The sequence below is a fragment of the Burkholderia sp. AU30198 genome (genome assembly GCF_020419825.1).
Lineage (GTDB): Bacteria > Pseudomonadota > Gammaproteobacteria > Burkholderiales > Burkholderiaceae > Burkholderia.
Genome location: NZ_JAIZSA010000010.1, coordinates 23,395 through 40,043 on the forward strand (window position 1 = coordinate 23,395; position 16,649 = coordinate 40,043).

General features: G+C 63.7%; 7 protein-coding genes. All 7 read left to right on the forward strand.

All coding sequences use genetic code 11. The features are described 5' to 3' along the window. Window positions 1-200 precede the first annotated feature (200 nt). Complete coding sequence (locus tag LGN19_RS21695; protein ID WP_226217039.1) at window positions 201-746, forward strand: hypothetical protein; 546 nt, start codon at window positions 201-203, stop codon at window positions 744-746. A gap of 1,138 nt (window positions 747-1,884) precedes the next feature. Next, the gene (locus LGN19_RS21700) at window positions 1,885-3,648 is read left to right on the forward strand and encodes a hypothetical protein (protein WP_226217040.1); all 1,764 of its coding nucleotides are present in this window, start codon (window positions 1,885-1,887) and stop codon (window positions 3,646-3,648) included. Between the two features lie 911 nt (window positions 3,649-4,559). Then, the gene (locus LGN19_RS21705) at window positions 4,560-5,765 is read left to right on the forward strand and encodes a capsule biosynthesis protein (RefSeq protein ID WP_175222335.1); all 1,206 of its coding nucleotides are present in this window, start codon (window positions 4,560-4,562) and stop codon (window positions 5,763-5,765) included. Then, a complete protein-coding gene (locus LGN19_RS21710) occupies window positions 5,758-6,552 on the forward strand; it encodes an SDR family NAD(P)-dependent oxidoreductase (RefSeq protein WP_226217041.1) in 795 nt (264 codons plus the stop codon). Before LGN19_RS21705 ends, LGN19_RS21710 begins: the two co-directional genes overlap by 8 nt. Window positions 6,553-6,557: 5 nt before the next feature. Then, the gene (locus tag LGN19_RS21715) at window positions 6,558-8,078 is read left to right on the forward strand and encodes an LTA synthase family protein (protein ID WP_226217245.1); all 1,521 of its coding nucleotides are present in this window, start codon (window positions 6,558-6,560) and stop codon (window positions 8,076-8,078) included. A 3-nt stretch (window positions 8,079-8,081) separates the two neighbouring features. Continuing rightward, window positions 8,082-15,707: a type I polyketide synthase gene (locus LGN19_RS21720; RefSeq protein ID WP_226217043.1), complete on the forward strand. Its 7,626-nt coding sequence runs from the start codon at window positions 8,082-8,084 to the stop codon at window positions 15,705-15,707. After that, window positions 15,704-16,621, forward strand: a complete 918-nt coding sequence (locus LGN19_RS21725; protein ID WP_175222332.1) for a UDP-3-O-acyl N-acetylglycosamine deacetylase — start codon at window positions 15,704-15,706, stop codon at window positions 16,619-16,621. The genes LGN19_RS21720 and LGN19_RS21725 overlap by 4 nt, the downstream gene beginning before the upstream one ends. Window positions 16,622-16,649 lie beyond the last annotated feature (28 nt).

A 16,649-nucleotide genomic window follows, 5' to 3' on the forward strand; every position in this document is an offset into this window, starting at 1 on the left:
ATGGTGCAGAATTACGCATTCTCGAATGCGGGCGTGCCACCGACTTCACGAACGATGTGATTCAATGATGTACCCGTTGTCAATGGGGCGCTGGATGCTTTGGGCAAGGCGAGGCGATTCGAGATGGTGGCTCGTCGGAGTTAAGTCTGTTTTTGTCGGCTTTGTCGAGTTTTGTACCTTAATTTGAAGGGGAATGTGTTATGCGGTCCGATGTTGTTCCGGGGAAAATAAGGCAAACTTTGGTTGCTGATTTTTCCAAAGATCCTGTTTCGATCGCTTGTGAAGGCCTGTCGTTTGCCGAGTCGTTCGGGCGGTGGTCCAAGGAGGCGGTGGTGAGGCTCGTCGTGCCCGGGCACGCGCTTGCTGCGCGGACGCTGATGAGAATTGATGTCAACGTTTCGGCATTCGTCCCGCCTACTGTGACAGAGCAGAAGGTTGATCTCTTTGCGAACGGTGTTCGAGCTGCGGGATGGACGTTTGCCGAGAAGAACATGTGGGTTCAGGAGCAGATATTCTTCAAGCCTTCGGAGGCGGATACCTCGAATGGTATTACATTGGAGTTTCTGATTCATCACGCTACGCGACCGTCGGATCTTGGAAAGAGCGATGATGAGCGAGCACTTGGGCTGGCGTTCAAATCGCTGGAGGTTTACCAGGTTGAGTCTCTCGGGAAGAGAAAGGCAGATGTTATTGATTTTTCTCTTTTAAAGAAGCTTGGTCTGTCGGTAAAGCGACCTTTTGAATAAATTCGAGGGCTGGAGATCGGCTGAGAATTGCCAGTTTTGAGAGTAAAGAAAAAACAAAAGATCTGGGCAATCGGGCTGATATCCGATCGGTGACGGGAAAGGTGGTTCGCCGGATTTGACGGGCACCGTCCCTAATTTCCCTCCCTTGTCTGCGTGTTCCAATCTGCGTGAGTGGCAATAAGTCGCGACCCTGGATATTGCGGGATTCGGTGGAGTTTCGACGGATCACCAATTTTCGCGATGCGTCACGATCGATTTGATTCGGTTCAGTTTCGCGACCTACCGGCACGATTGGTGCGCTATTTGGGTGATGCGGGATGGTTTGAATCCGTTCCGCCGTTACTCAAATGGTTTCCGTAGTACGCCCGGCAAGCATGTTTCTACCGCTGCCGTTTTTTTTGCCCGGCGCGCAAACGTTTGTCGATGACATCTTCCGGCTCCGGCTCTGGCTTCGTGCAGATACGCTTCAATTGATGCAAGCGCTCGCGCCATGTTTTACTGATGGTTGGGGTAGTTTGTATGTAATTGAGTCTGGTCAAGAGCATCAACCCACACTCCATCAATCACCAGATCTCACGACACTTCCGTCGGTGAGGCATCTGAATTGCATCTCCGAACCTGTCGGGCATTGCAACGGTCGTGCCACGCTTGCCCGGGAATTGGCGCCTGAGGCGTGACCGGGACCCGTTTGCGGTGCCGTTGGCTTGTTTGCCGTCCAGATCCGTTTCGGCCGATCTTGACGGAGGAATCCCGCGTTCAGTATCAGCATCCCAGGTCGTCAGCGATTGAATCGAGTCTGACGATTCATGCCTATACGGGGTCGATTGTCAATTTCGCCCTGTTCATCTTGCGATCCGGTCAATTTGAGCCTGTCAAGGAGTGCGGCGTGCATTTCGTCTCCCCGTGGCTTAATTGCAACGTCAACGCCGGGTTTTGTTTTGTTTTCTTTCTTATTTGTCGAGATATCTTGATCTGATGTGTCAATATATGCAAATTGTAAGGTTATATGTATGGAAAGCATAAGACTGTAGATAGCCCGATTCGTCTGACGATCGAGTTGTGCTACTGCGGCCGAAAGGGGGGGGGCGAGCACGTAACGTGTTGCTCCAGCCGGCGCGATCGTGGCAATCAAGAGATCATGAGCATCAGCGAAATTTTTCGAGTGGGTGGGACCGACATTACCGAAGCCGGGCAGGCTCCAGTCTCGGTTTTGCGAAAGCCTAAAATTTTGAGCATCGGTGGGTGCGTTACCGAAGTTCTTGCCGGAAGAATGAGCCGGTTGGCGGATGTTACCCACTTGTGGCGTGTAAGTGTGCCTTGTTTGATGTCGAATAAGGTCGACGGGCGCACATACTTCGGATCCTCCGATCACCAGTTGTCCGAGCGGATCAATTTCGAGCTGACAAAGCAGGCGCTGCACAAACTCAAAAAGGGTGCGTACGAGTTTTTGCTTTTCGATCCGACTAGCGATTTCACGAACGACTATTACGAAAAAGACGGCTGCATTATTTCCGACATGGAGTCGGGGGCGCTGGGCCCGCACTGGAAATGGCCGGATGGATTCATGGATGGTAGCTGGACCAGAATTTCTCCGACCAGCCACCAGTACCTGGAGATTTATCTCCACTATCTGAAAGACCTCATTGCCTTATCTGAAGAGATTGGCGTTCCGCTTATCATTATGAGGCGGCGGACTTGCGTCAATAAAATCACTGCCGATGGCGTAACCGGATTGGGCGACCCAGAGTCATCCGAAATCAATTGGTGGGTTGATCTGCTCTGGAAGAAGATTGACGGTTTGATGGCGAAATTGAACGTTCTTGATTTGAATGGGCGTTTTTCTGTCACATCTTTTGATGCTCCGTATGGTGAGGCAAAATTTCACCCGATCGAAGAGTTTTACGATTACGCGGCTTACAAATTAATGGGGCTGATGAGATTTAGCGATGATCTGATCTCGGAAGTCACATTCAATGTATATAGGGAAAGAGCAAGCCGCCGTCTGGCTATTCATTCAGAGCGGGACGGATTGGTTCACGAACGGGATGGGCTGATCCATGAGCGAGACGGATTGGTTCACGAGCGGGATGGGCTGGTCCATGAGCGAGACGGGTTGGTGTACGAGCGGGATGGACTGATTCATGAGCGAGACGGGTTGGTGCACGAGCGGGATGGGCTGACTCACGAGCGGGATGGGTTGATTCATGAGCGAAACGGGCTGATCTACGAGCGGGACGGGCTGGTACACGAGCGAAACGGGCTGACCCACGAGCGGGATGGGCTGATTCATGAGCGAAACGGGCTGATCCATGAGCGGGACGGACTGGTACACGAGCGAATCGGGCTGATCCACGAGCGAGACGGGCTGATTCATGAACGAAACGGGCTGATCCACGAGCGGGACGGACTGGTACACGAGCGAATCGGGCTGACCCACGAGCGGGACGGGATGATTCATGAGCGAAATGGGCTGATCCACGAGCGAGACGGACTGATTCAAGAGCGCCAAAGCTTGGTGCATGATCGGGATGCGCTGCATTCGTCTCTCAATAACGTTGTGACCGAGCGAGAACTCATATCGGCACGCGAGATCGAAAGCGCGCGTATTGCAAGCGAATCTCATAGGCAGGAACTGGCGATGATCTCGGAAGCTCGAGACGAGGCGCTTGCTGAAAAGGCTGCAAACATCCTGGCATTAGAGGAATTGCAAAAATCCTACGACGATCTCTCGCGCAGACATGATGAGCTGAGCGCTCGACAGAACCGTCTGTTTAACGAATTGCGGTTGGACGAAGGGCCCATGGCCTTGCGCGATGTGCTTCCGCTGGCCAGGGCCTGGCGGCCTGTTATCAAGGGAATCGGGAAGACCAAGCGATTCTGGCGGCGATTGATCGCGGTGTAGCGGTAGAAAGGCGAGCGTCCCGGCGAGCTTTGCGCATCGGAATTTCATGAGCCTGTCAGAGCGTTTTACTGCGATCACTAGCCCATGGGCAGTGCGACTTCAAATGTCATGCGCGATTTCGATCTCGTTGTCGACCACGCTAACTAAATAAGCGCTTGCGGCGGGGCGAGGGTGTGCGTCACCCCGCCGAAGCCGCATCGCATGGTGTGGCGTTCACGAGACGACCGCGCGCAACGCCCGCATCGTGCCGGGCGATGCGGCCAGCGCGTTGTGTCGACGCTGGAATCTTGCCGCTACCGGGTTTTTCGAGAGGCCGTTCTCGTTCCCCCTGGCTGGCGCGGCTCAATGGCTTGCAATCGTCAAATGAACGAGCGCGGAAGCCAATCGGCACGGGTGTCGATACCCGGGGCGGCAACTTCACTGCCGCCCAAGCCTGAAGCTGGCCGGTCCTCTGTCATGCACCTGATGAGTCCCTCGCCACTCCGTTTGGGAGTCGGTGTGCGGTAATGCATTTGTCAGGGTGTGACGCAAATGAGACAAAGATATCTATCTGCCCGACTGCAGGGCGCTCTGCCACGCCCGATGGCGTGTTGCGGCGAGCGAGATAGTTCGTGCAGCCCTAACGGCTCAGTGGCGGAATAAGGCATACTTCAGGGCGCTGCTTTCCGTCACATCCACTGCCTGGCAGTGATGCTCCACTTACAGATCCACAACAAGTGTCCGAATAAAAATAGCCATCTCTCAATGTGACAATCGATGAACAGCGGCAAGTTGAAAGGTGAGACGCGTCAACTCACTGATCTCCACCAAGATCGACACGACTCGGCGAGACGCCGGTTCACCGAACGCACCCATTGATATTGCCTGGATGGCGATGTTTGCCGGTTTTCCCATTACTGCATCGTTGATCTATGAGTCGTTCTTTCCTTGCCTTGCAAGGCACGGCGTCCCCGTTTTTCAGCCAGCTCGCGCATGTTCTTGGCAGCCGCGGCCACCGTGTGACCCGCGTTAATTTTTGTGGCGGCGACCTGGCCTACGCCGGTGGGGGCGCGGCTTGGAATTATCGTGACAAGGCGGAAGGCTTGTCGGCCTGGTACCGTCAGATCGTCGAAGCCAACGACTTTACCGATGTCTTCCTGTTTGGCGATTGCCGTGAAATCCATCGACCGATACATGCTGTCGTTCAGGATCTCGGCCTGCGCGTACATGTGTTCGAAGAGGGCTATGTTCGTCCCCACTGGATCACGATGGAGCATCATGGCGTCAATGGCCGCTCGTTGCTGCCGCGCGACCCCGATTGGTATCGCGACCAACGCAAGCATGTCCCGCCCGCGGCCTTTGGCCACCCGACCGGCTATAACCTGAAGGTACGCGTGTACCACGATATCGCCTACCGTCTGGCGAACGCGCTGCACGCCCGCCGGTTTCCGTACTACAGGAGCCATCGCCCCAAAAATGGTTTCCAGGAATACGCTGGCCTGGCCTATCGCGCCGCCCAGTCGCGCGTTCATGCCTGGGAGGCCGATCGGATCGCACGGGAATTGCTGGACGAGAAGCGAGAGTATTACCTGTTCCCGCTCCAACTGAACTCCGACGCGCAGATCGTCGCGCATTCCCCATTCGACGGCATTTGCGCGGCTATTTCGGCCGTATTGCGTTCATTTGCTCGCTACGCCCCGTCTCGCGCGTGGCTTGTCATCAAGAACCATCCGCTGGACACGGGCCTGATCGCCTACAAGCAATTCGCAGCGGCACTGGCTCGGGAACTCGGCATCGACCAGCGCATGCTTTTTATCGATGCCGGTCACCTTCCCACCTTGCTTGACCATTCCCGCGGGGTAGTCGTCGTCAATAGCACCGTGGGTTTGTCTGCCTTGCACCACGAGCGGCCCCTGATCGCGCTTGGCACGGCGATTTACGCGATACCCGGCCTGACCTGGCAGGGTAGTCTCGACGATTTTTGGACGCAGGCGGACAGCCCGGACATGCATCTCTATCGTGCCTTTCTCGATTACGTGATGCATCACACGCAAATCAACGGCGATTTCTACACAAAGTCCGGTATCGAGATGGCCGTCGCGGGCGTCGTCACCCGCGTGGAGGAGGTGCATGGGTAGCCTTGCTCAACCACGCCATGTCGTGATCACGGGCGCAAGCGCCGGTATTGGCCGCGCGCTTGCGCTGGCTTATGCTCGGCCGGGTGTCGTGCTCGGCCTCGTCGGCCGCGATATCGAGCGGCTCGACGCAAGTGCCTCGGAATGCCGTACACGTGGCGCGGTCGTTATTACCGGGCAGTTTGACGTGCGCGATGCCGACAGCGCAAAAGCGTGGCTTGACGGCTTCGACGAGGCCCATCCGATTGATCTGCTGATCGCGAATGCGGGTGTGGCGAGTACGCTGGCCACGACGAACGACTGGGAGGGGCTGGAGCGCACGGCGCGGGTGGTCGACACGAATTTTTATGGCGCCCTGCACGCCGTGCTGCCTGTCGTCGACCGGATGCGCGGGCGACAGCGGGGCCATGTCGTCATGGTCGCGTCGCTGGCCGCGCTGCGCGGGATGGCGATCTCGCCGGCCTATTGTGCGAGCAAGTCGGCGATCAAGGCGTATGCCGATTCCGTCAGACCCTTGCTCAAGCGCAATGGCATCCGGATGTCGGTGGTCTTGCCCGGATTCGTTGAAACGTCCATGAGCGACGTATTTCCCAGCGACAAGCCATTTCTCTGGACAGCGAACAAGGCAGCGTCATATATCCGTCGCAAACTCGAAGCCGGACGCCCCGAAGTTGCGTTTCCCGGTCTGCTGGCGTTCGGAATGCGCTTGTTGCCGCTGTTGCCGCCGTCACTCGCCGACGCCATTCTCGACAAGCTGTCTTATTTTCCCAAGGAGGAAGACGCCAAGTGACCGCGATGCCCTGGCTGACATGTATTGCCGCCGCTGTCCTGTCGTTCGCGCCCGATCGCATCGCAGTGCCCCGTTTCCCGCAGCGTCGTTCGCTTGCCGGGGCATCCGTCCGCGCGCTCGCTGTTCTGTTCATCGCGTCGCTGCTCCTGTTTGTCACCGCTCGTCCGATTTTTTCCGCGTTCGTCGCGATCGCACTCGTTGGCTTGGTCGAGATAGTCAGCAACGCGAAATACGAATCCTTGCGCGAACCTTTCGTCTTCACCGATCTTAGCCTGTTCAGCCAACTGTTTTCGCACCCGCGACTCTACTTGCCGTTCCTGAGTCTCGACAAGGTGATTGCGATCGTGGCGGGCGTGCTGATTGTGCTGATTGGTTACCTGTCCGAGCCCGCTATCTCTCCGCGCCCATGGCTGGCTTTCGCGATCGTCCCGACGGTCACATTTTTACTGTGCCGAGGGCTTGCCGCCCGCCTGCCGCTGACGCTGGATCCGATAGCCGATCAGCAGCGCCACGGCTTTTTTGCGGTGTTCGTGGCCTATCTGCTCAATGGTTTGCGTCCCACGACGTTCGACTCGTTCGCGCGTGCCAACGAATCCAGTCCGTTTGCGACCGGCGAGCCGGCGAGGCGTCCCGACGTCATCGTGATCCAGAGCGAGTCGTACTTTGACGTGCGCCATGTCAGCGGGGCGGTGGAGTCGGCGGTGTACACGCGCTTCGATGAGGCGCGGCGCGAGTCGGTGTGCCACGGCAAGTTGACCGTACCAGCCTGGGGGGCAAACACGATGCGCACCGAATTCGCGGTGTTGACGGGCGTGCCCCAGGCGGCGTTAGGGTATGCGCGTTTCTATCCTTACACTTTCGTGCGCGGTGTCTGCGCATCGCTTGCCCGCTGGTTCGGGCGCGGAGATTACGAAACGCTTGCAATTCATCCCTACTATGCGGATTTCTTCGGGCGTAATCGCGTATTCCCCTTGCTTGGATTCGAGCAATTCCTCGATATCGAACATTTTGCGGCGGCGTCGCGCTCCGGGCCGTACGTGTCCGATGACGCCGTGACGGATGCGATTATCGCCGCGCTCGATGCGCCTCGTGGCCGCCCGCGCTTCATTTTCTCGATGACGATGGAGAACCACGGCCCACTGCATCTGGAGCAGGTATTACCCGGAGAATCGTGTTCAAGGCATACTCTCGGCGAAGATGCCTCATGGCAAGACCTTACAGCATACTTGCGGCACATTGAGAATGCGGACGCAATGATCGGGCGACTGCTCGATCATTTGCGTACCAGCAATCGTGAAACGGTCGTTTGTTTCTACGGCGATCACGTTCCCGCGCTGCCTCATGTTTTTCATAAACTGGACGTTAATCCGCAACACAGCGATTATTTCATCTGGCGGAATTACGGCGCAGTTGCTCCCGAATGCCGAAATTTGCCGGCGGAGGAGTTAGGGGCGGTATTGCTGCACGTGACACAAGACGACGGAAATCGTACGGAAGAACCGTGCGCATCCGAGAAAGCGACATAAGAGATGAACAGTAAGATTGCAATAATTGGGATAGCGTGTCGATTTCCCGGGGGGGCAAACAACCCCGGCGACTTCTGGCAACTGCTGCGCGACGAACGCGACGCAGTGACCGAAATCCCGGCCGACCGGTTCGGCACCGATTTCTACCAGCACCCGTCCAAGCGCGAACCGGGCAAGAGCTACACGTTCTCGGCCGGCGTGCTCGACAACGTCGCCGGCTTCGATGCCGCGTTCTTCGGCATTTCCCCGCGCGAAGCGGCCCAGATGGATCCCCAGCAGCGCCTGCTGCTCGAACTCGCATGGGAAGCGTTCGAGGACGCGGGCGTGCGCCCGGCCGACATGCGCGGCAGTAACTGCGGCGTGTTCGTCGGTGCCGCCAGCATGGATTACGGCAACCGCAACATGGACGATCTGAACGTGATCGATCCGTATTCGGCGACCGGCAATACGCTGAGCATCGCGTCGAACCGCGTGTCCTACCTGTTCGACCTGCGCGGCCCGAGCATGTCCGTCGACACGGCCTGCTCGTCGTCGCTCGTCGCGCTCCACCAGGCCGTCAAGGCGCTGCAGTCCGGCGAAGCCGACGTGGCGCTCGCGGGCGGCGTCAACCTGCTGCTGCACCCGTTCGGCTTCGTCAGCTTCTCCAAGGCGTCGATGCTGTCGCCGCGCGGTCGTTGCCGCGCGTTCGATGCGACCGGCGACGGCTATGTCCGCTCGGAAGGCGGCGCGTTCGTGCTGCTCAAGCCGCTCGATCGCGCGCTCGCCGACGGCGACACGATCCATGCGGTGATCGCCGGCTCCGGCGTGAACTCGGTCGGCCATTCGCCGGGCGGCATCAGCGTGCCGGGCGCGGCCTCACAGGCGTCGCTGCTGCGCAGCGTGTACGCGCGCGCGGGCATCGATCCGCAGTCGCTGGCGTATCTCGAGGCGCATGGCACCGGCACGGCGGTTGGCGACCCGATCGAGGCGCGTGCGCTGATCGACGTCGTGTCGGGCGAGCGCCCGGCGGATCGTCCGCTGCTCATCGGTTCGGTCAAGACCAACATCGGCCATCTCGAGACCGCATCCGGCATGGCCGGGCTGCTGAAGGCCGTGCTGTGCCTGAAGCATCGCGCGGTACCGCGCTCGCTGCATTTCGTCACGCCCAATCCCGGCATCGATTTCGACGGCGGGCGTCTGCGCGTCGTCGATCGCTACATGTCGCTCGACGCGGGCGACGCGCCACTGACGGTGGGCGTCAACTCGTTCGGCTTCGGTGGAACGAACGCACACGTCGTACTGACCGAGGCGCCGGCTGCAAACGACGCGTCGACAGCGGCATCCGAGCCGATTCACGCGCAGCTGTCTCCGCTCGTCCTGACCGCCCGCAGCGCGAACGCGCTCGGCGCGCTCGCGGGCCGCTATCTGGCGACCCTCGACAACGGCGGCGACTGGCAGGCGCTGGCCGCCGCGGCCGCACGTCGTCGCCAATGGCTCGAGCATCGCGCGATCGTCGCGCCGGCCGACGTGTCCGAAGGACGCGCGGCGCTCGCCGCGCTGGCCCAGCCGGCGCCGGAAGGGCTGCCGGCCTGCGTGGCGACCGGCCAGGCTCCGGCCGACGCGGTGCGCACCGCGCTCGTCTTCTCGGGCAACGGTTGCCAGTGGGTCGGGATGGGCAACGAGCTCTATGCCGAGAACGCGGTCTTTCGCGCTGCGCTCGACGAAGTCGACGCGCTGTGGTGTGCCGACGGCAGCCCGTCGCTCGTCGACGTGATGCGCGGCGGCCCGAGCGCGGAATGGCTGGCCGGCGCGGGCGCCGAATGGCTCGCCGCGACGGAGAACGCGCAGCCGCTGCTGTTCGCGATCCAGGTCGGCATGATCCGCGTGATCGACGCGCGTGGGATGCGTTACGACGCGGCGATCGGCCATAGCGTCGGCGAAATTGCCGCGGCGTGGGTGACGGGCGCGCTGTCGCTGGCCGACGCGGTTCGCGTGATCAAGATCCGCAGCCGCGCGCAGGCCATGACGCGCGGCAGCGGCCGGATGGCGGCCGTCGGCATCGGCGACGCGGCGGCGCGCGAACTGATCGCGCGCCACGGGCTGGCGCGGTGCGTCGAGATCGCCGGCATCAACAGCCCCGATGCGGTGACGCTCGCGGGCGAGCTGCAGGGATTGCAGGCACTGGAGGCCGCGCTGCGCGGCAGCGGCAAGTTCTTCCAGATGCTGGATCTCGACTACGCGTTCCACAGCAGTCACATGGACCGCATCGAGCCGGTCGTGCTGGCCGAACTGGCCAGCCTGCGGCCGCAGCCGGGCAACGGCGCATTCGTGTCGACCGTGACCGGCGGCGCGCTTGCCGGCACCGAGCTCGATGCCCGCTACTGGTGGCGCAACATTCGCGAGCCCGTGCGCTTCGGCGACGGCATCGCACATCTGATCGAGCAGGGCGTCCGGCTGTTCGTCGAGGTCTCGCCGCATTCGATCCTGCGCACGTACGTGAAGCAGGCCTTCGCGGCCGCCGGTGCGACCGGCGTGGCGCTGCCGACGCTCAAGCGCGATCACGGCAGCGCGGCGACGCTGCGGCAAGCGATTCTCGCGGCGATCGCGCACGGTGCGAGCGTCGATCCCGACCGCTTCGCGCCGGGCGAATCGCGTGCCGCATTGCCATCCTATCCGTGGCAGCGCGACCGTTTCTGGCTGACGCCGACCGTCGAAGGCTACGGCCTCGTCAATCGCCGCCGCGAGCATCCGCTGCTCGGCTATCGCCTGCATGAGCACGCATTCGCGTGGGAAAACCAGCTCGATCCGGCGAAGCTGCCGATGCTGGCCGATCACGTCGTCGACGGCGGCGTGGCGTTCCCGGGGGCCGGCTATGTGGAAATGGCGCTCGCCGCGGCACGCACCTTCTTCGATACGCCGGATGCGGCACTCGAAAACGTCGAGATCCGCGTGCCGGTGGTGTTCCAGCCGCAGCAGGCGAAACTGTTCCGGCTCGTGATCGAGCCGCGCACCGCAACCTTCACGATCGAGACGCGCGACCGGATGTCCGACAGCGCATGGACGATGAACGTGACGGGGCGGATGCTGGAAAGCGGCAACGCGCTCGGCGATGCGAGCGTCGTGCCGTCCGATGCGCTCGCTCGTCTGCTCGCACTGCCCGCAGCCGACGGCGACACGCTGTACGCAAACACGGCGGCCATCGGCCTCGGCTACGGGCCGGCGTTCCGCTGGGTCCGCACCGTGCGGGTCGCCGCGGATGACGGCATGGCGCTGGCCGACGTCGCCGCGCCGGCCGCGTGCGGCGATGCGCGGGCAGTGTCCGCCTATCTGCTGCATCCGGCGCTGATGGACAGCGGGTTTCATCCGCTGTTCGCGTTGCTTGCGGCGCACGCACGCGAAGGCGAGCATCCGGCTTACGTGCCGGTGCAGATCGGCCGGGTCGACTATCTGCGCGGCGACACGGTCGAGCGGGTGCTCGTGCGGATCGACCGGCACAGCCCGCATTCGATCGTCGCGCATTTCGAATTCCTCGACGCGCACGGCGCGATCGTCGCGCGGCTCGGCGCCTGCCGGTTCCGGCGCGTCGATCTCGTCGGCCGTCGGCAGAACCTGCCCGCGCGCTTCGTCTACCGCCTTGAAGAAGTGCCGCTGCCGGGCGACGTCGACGCAGCCGGTTTGCCGGCCCCCGACGCGCTGCTCGCACAGGCCGTCGCGCGGCTCGATGCGACCGGGCACGACGGTCGCCGGACGCAGCATCTGACCGAAATCCTGCCGCTGCTCGACGTTCTGGCGAGCCTCTACGCGCTCCGCGCGTTCGATGCGCTCGGCGCATTCGCCGGCACGTGGCAGCCGGCGGCCGGGCATGCGGCGCTGGCCGCGCGTCTTGCCGACATGCTGGTCGAGGATGGTCTCGCTCATCGCGATGGCGCGCTGCTCGTGCGCGACGATGCGGCGTGCGCGGCGTTGCCGCCGCTCGACGAGCTGTGGCGCGGGCTGCTGGCCGAATCGCCGGGGCACGTCGCCGAGCTGACGCTGCTCGCGCATTGCGGCGCGGCATTGCCCGACGTGCTGGGCGGCGCGAAGGATGGCGCCCGCCTGCTGTCGCCGACCGGGCACAGCCTGGTCGAACAACTCCTTGCCGCGTCGCCGACGTGGCAGCACGTGCACGCGTTGCTGAGCGCAAGCGTCGAGCAGGCCGTCGACGAATGGCAACCGGCGCGCCGGTTGCGCGTGCTCGAACTGGGCGCGACGGATGGCGACGTGCTGCAGACGCTCGGCATGCATCTCGCGGCCGCGCGTTGCGATCACACGATCGCAGCGACTACCGGCCAACTGGCCGGGTTCGACGCGGATGCGGAAGCGGCGGTGCGCACGGTTGCGCTGCAGTCGGGCGAGCGGCTGTCGCTGGTGGCCGACGAAGCCGGCCCTTACGACCTGATCGTCGCGAACCGCGCGTTGAGCGGCCGTCACGATGTGGCCGACGCGCTGAATGCGATGCGGTCGTGGCTGGCGCCGGGCGGTTTGCTGCTGCTGGCCGAGTCGCGCCGCGGCCGCTTCTCCGACATCGTATTCGGCGCGCAGTCTGCGTCGACGGAAGCCGACGCGGCCGTGCCGCTGGCACCGGCGGATCTCGATGCGGCGCTCGAGCGCGCGGGCTACGTCGACGTCGTGCGGCACGTCGAGCAATCGCTCGATCTGGACGGCACGCCGACGTTCGTCATCGCACGTAACGCCGCGAGTGCCGTTGCCGCGCAACGCGGCGACGATCCGAGCGATCTCGATACGCTGGCGCGCAGCGAGCAATGGCTCGTGATGCACGCACCGGATGCCGCCAGCAGTTTCGGCGGGCAACTGGCCGATGCGCTGGCACGCGCGGGCTATCCGGCCGATATCGTCGACATGACGCACGCGGCCGATGCGATCGCGTCGCTGCCGGCCGGGCAGCCGGCGCATATCGTGTTCTGCGCGCCGGAAACGCCGCTCGCCGAATTGGCGACGGGAGACGGCCTGATGGCCGCGCAGCGTAACGGCGTGATCGCGCTGGCGGCGCTCGTTCGCGCGCTCGGTGCGCAGCCGAACGCGGCCACGCGGCTGACCGTCGTCACGCGTGGCGGCGCGCCATTCGCCGGGACCGCGAACGCGCATCCGGAACAGGCCACGCTGTGGGGTCTCGGTCGCGTGCTGGCGAACGAGCATCCCGAGCTCGCGTGCCGCCTGATCGACGTCGATCGAGCGGCAGACCGGATCCCCGACGCGCTGATTCGCGAACTGACCGGCGCAGCGGTCGAGGAAGAAGTCGTCCTGGGCGCACACGGGCGGCAGGTGCCGCGCATGCTGACCGCCGCGCAGGCTGCGGCCCGCAACGATGGCGCGATTGCGCGTGCGGCCGTACTCGCGTTCGATGCACCGGGCTCGTTGCGCAATCTCGAATGGTTTGCGTTGCCGGAAACCCCGCTGGGCGCGGACGAGGTGGAAATCGAACCCGTTGCGACCGGCCTCAATTTCCGCGACGTGATGTATGCGATGGGGCTCTTGTCCGATGAAGCGGTCGAGACCGGCTTCGCGGGCGCGACGATCGGCATGGAGCTGTCCGGCCGCGTCGTCCGGGTGGGCAACGCCGTGACGGAATTCGCGCCGGGCGATGCGATTCTCGGCTTCGCGCCGGCCTCGTTCGCGACGCGCGTCAGGACGCGCGCACAAGGGATCGCGCTGAAACCCGAGCGCCTGTCGTTCGAGGAAGCGGCGACCGTGCCGACCACGTTCTTCACCGCGTATTACGCACTCGTCGAACTCGCGCGTCTGCGTCGCGGCGAGCGTGTGCTCGTGCACGGCGGCGCGGGTGGCGTCGGGATCGCCGCGATCCAGCTCGCGCGCCACTTCGGCGCGGAAGTGTTCGCGACGGCCGGCAGCGACGAGAAGCGCGAGTTCGTGCGCCTGCTCGGCGCCGACCACGTGCTCGATTCGCGCAGCCTCGCGTTCGCGGACGAGATTCGCGCGCTGACGGGCGGCCAGGGGATCGACATCGTGCTGAATTCGCTCGCCGGCGAGGCGATGGTGCGCAGCATCGATACGCTGCGGCCGTTCGGTCGTTTCCTCGAGCTCGGCAAGCGTGACTTCTACGAAAACAGCCATATCGGGCTGCGGCCGTTCCGCAACAACATCAGCTATTTCGGCATCGACGCCGACCAGTTGATGGGGGCGCTGCCGGAGCTGACCGAGCGCCTGTTCGGCGAAGTGATGGCGCTGTTCGCGGCAGGCGTGCTGCATCCGCTGCCGTATCGCGCGTTTCCCGCCGAACGGGCGGAGGATGCGTTCCGCTACATGCAGCAGGCGCGCCAGATCGGCAAGGTGCTCGTGACCTATCCGTCCGGCACGCTGGCTCCGACGCGCGGCGTCGCGCGCGCGGGTTCGCTCGCACTCGATCCGCATGGTACGTACCTGGTGGTCGGCGGCACGGGCGGGCTCGGCTTCGCGAGCGCGCGCTGGATGGTCGAGCGCGGCGCACGCCGGCTGACGCTGGCGAGCCGCTCCGGCGAACTCGCTGCTGCCGCACGCGAGGAAGTCGAGCACTGGCGCAAGACGCTCGGCGTCACGGTCGATGTCGTGTCGTGCGATGTGACCGACGCGGCGGCAGTCGACGCGATGATTGCCGTGATCGTCCGGCGCGACAGCCCGCTCAAGGGCGTGCTGCATTCCGCAATGTCGATCGACGACGGCCTCGTGCGCAATCTCGACGATGCGCGCATGGCCGCGGTGCTCGCACCGAAGGTGGCCGGCGCGTGGAACCTGCATCGCGCGACGCGCACGTTGCCGCTCGACCTGTTCGTGGTCTATTCGTCGGCGACGACCTATCTCGGCAATCCGGGGCAATCGAACTACGTCGCGGCCAACAGCTTCCTCGAGGCGCTCGTCGAACACCGCCGCGCGGCAGGCTTGCCGGGCACGTTCATGGCCTGGGGGCCGCTCGAGGACGTCGGCTTCCTCGCACGCCATGCGGATACGCGCGAGGCGTTGCAGTCGCGGATCGGCGGTGCGTCGATCACGTCCGACGAGGCGATGGTCGCGCTCGAGCGCGCGCTGGTGGCGGGCGCGGCCGGCGAGGCCGTGGTCCGGCTCGACTGGCACGCCGTTGCGCGCGGGATGCCTGCCGCGAAGGCACGCCGGTATTCGCTGCTGCAATCGCATGCGAAGGGTGGCGATGCGCGCGACGGCGGCACGCAGTTGCGGGAAGAAGTGCTGGCGTTGCCGCGTGACGAAGCGATCGCGCTGGTCGCCCGGACGCTGCAAGGGCAGATCGCGCGGATCCTGCACATGACGCCGGATCGCATCGCGCTCGACAAGTCGGTGCTCGACATGGGCATGGATTCGCTGATGGGGATGGAGCTCGGTCTCGCGGTCGAGGAAGCGTTCGAGGTCAAGCTGTCGGTGATGGCGATTGCCGAGGGCGCGTCCGTGACGACACTGGCCGGACGCATCGTCGATTCGATCGGTGCGTCGACCGATGCCGATGCCGACGCCGGTTCCGCAGCCGATGCCGTCGCCGCGCTGGCGGCGAAGCATGCGATCGACGGCGAAGCGCGCGCGATGCTCGATACGCGGCCGGCGGCCGTCGCGGGCCAGGCCTCGCCGACGCTGGAGGTCGCGCGATGAGCGCGCCGTCCGGCTGGGCGACGCGCCAGGGTACGCTGGCGCGTCCGCTGGCGATCGACGGTCACGGGCTGCACACGGGGCGCCGGGTGGGCGTGCGGATCCTGCCCGCGCGTCCGGAAGACGGCGTGACGGGCATCGCGTTCCGTCGCGTCGCGCAGGGGCGCACGCTCGCGACGCTGCCGGTCGATCCCGCGCTGCGCCGCGCCCAGCCGCTGTGCACGATGCTGCGTAATGCCGACGGCGTCGGCGTTCGCACGGTCGAGCATCTGCTCGCGTCGCTGCTAGCGTGCGAGATCGATCACGCGATCGTCGAGATCGATGCCGAGGAAGTGCCGATTCTCGATGGCAGCGCCGCGCCGTGGGTGGACGCCATCCGCGCGTGCGGTCGCGTCGCGCTCGATGCGCCGAAACGCTTCATCCGCGTGCTGCGGCCCCTCGTCGTCACGGACGGCGACGGCGATCAGCGGCGCGAAATGCGGATCGAGCCGGCGCCGCGTTACGAACTGAGCGTGCGCAACGACCTGCGCGGCTTCGGCGACATGCACTGGGATGGTGCGCTGACGCCGGCTGCTTTTGCGACCGAAATTGCGCCATCGCGCTCGTATGGTCGCGTGAAGTGGGCGGTACCCGCGATCGTCGCCGGTTATCTGCGCGGGGTACCGATCCTGCGCGGCGCGCGGCCGTCGTGCACGGCGTCCATCGTCGGCAATCGCGTGCTGGGCGGGATGCGGCTGCCGGAGGAGTTCGTCCGGCACCGCGTGCTCGACCTGGTCGGCGATCTGGCACTGGCCGGTGCGCCGCTGCTGGCGCGCGTGAGCGCGCTGCGGCCGAGCCACGAGATGAATTTCCGGCTGGTGGACGCGCTGCTGGCCCAACCCGATGCGTGGCAGTGGGCCGAGTTTCCCGACGCGTGACACCACGCTTTTTCATGACGCGCGGCGT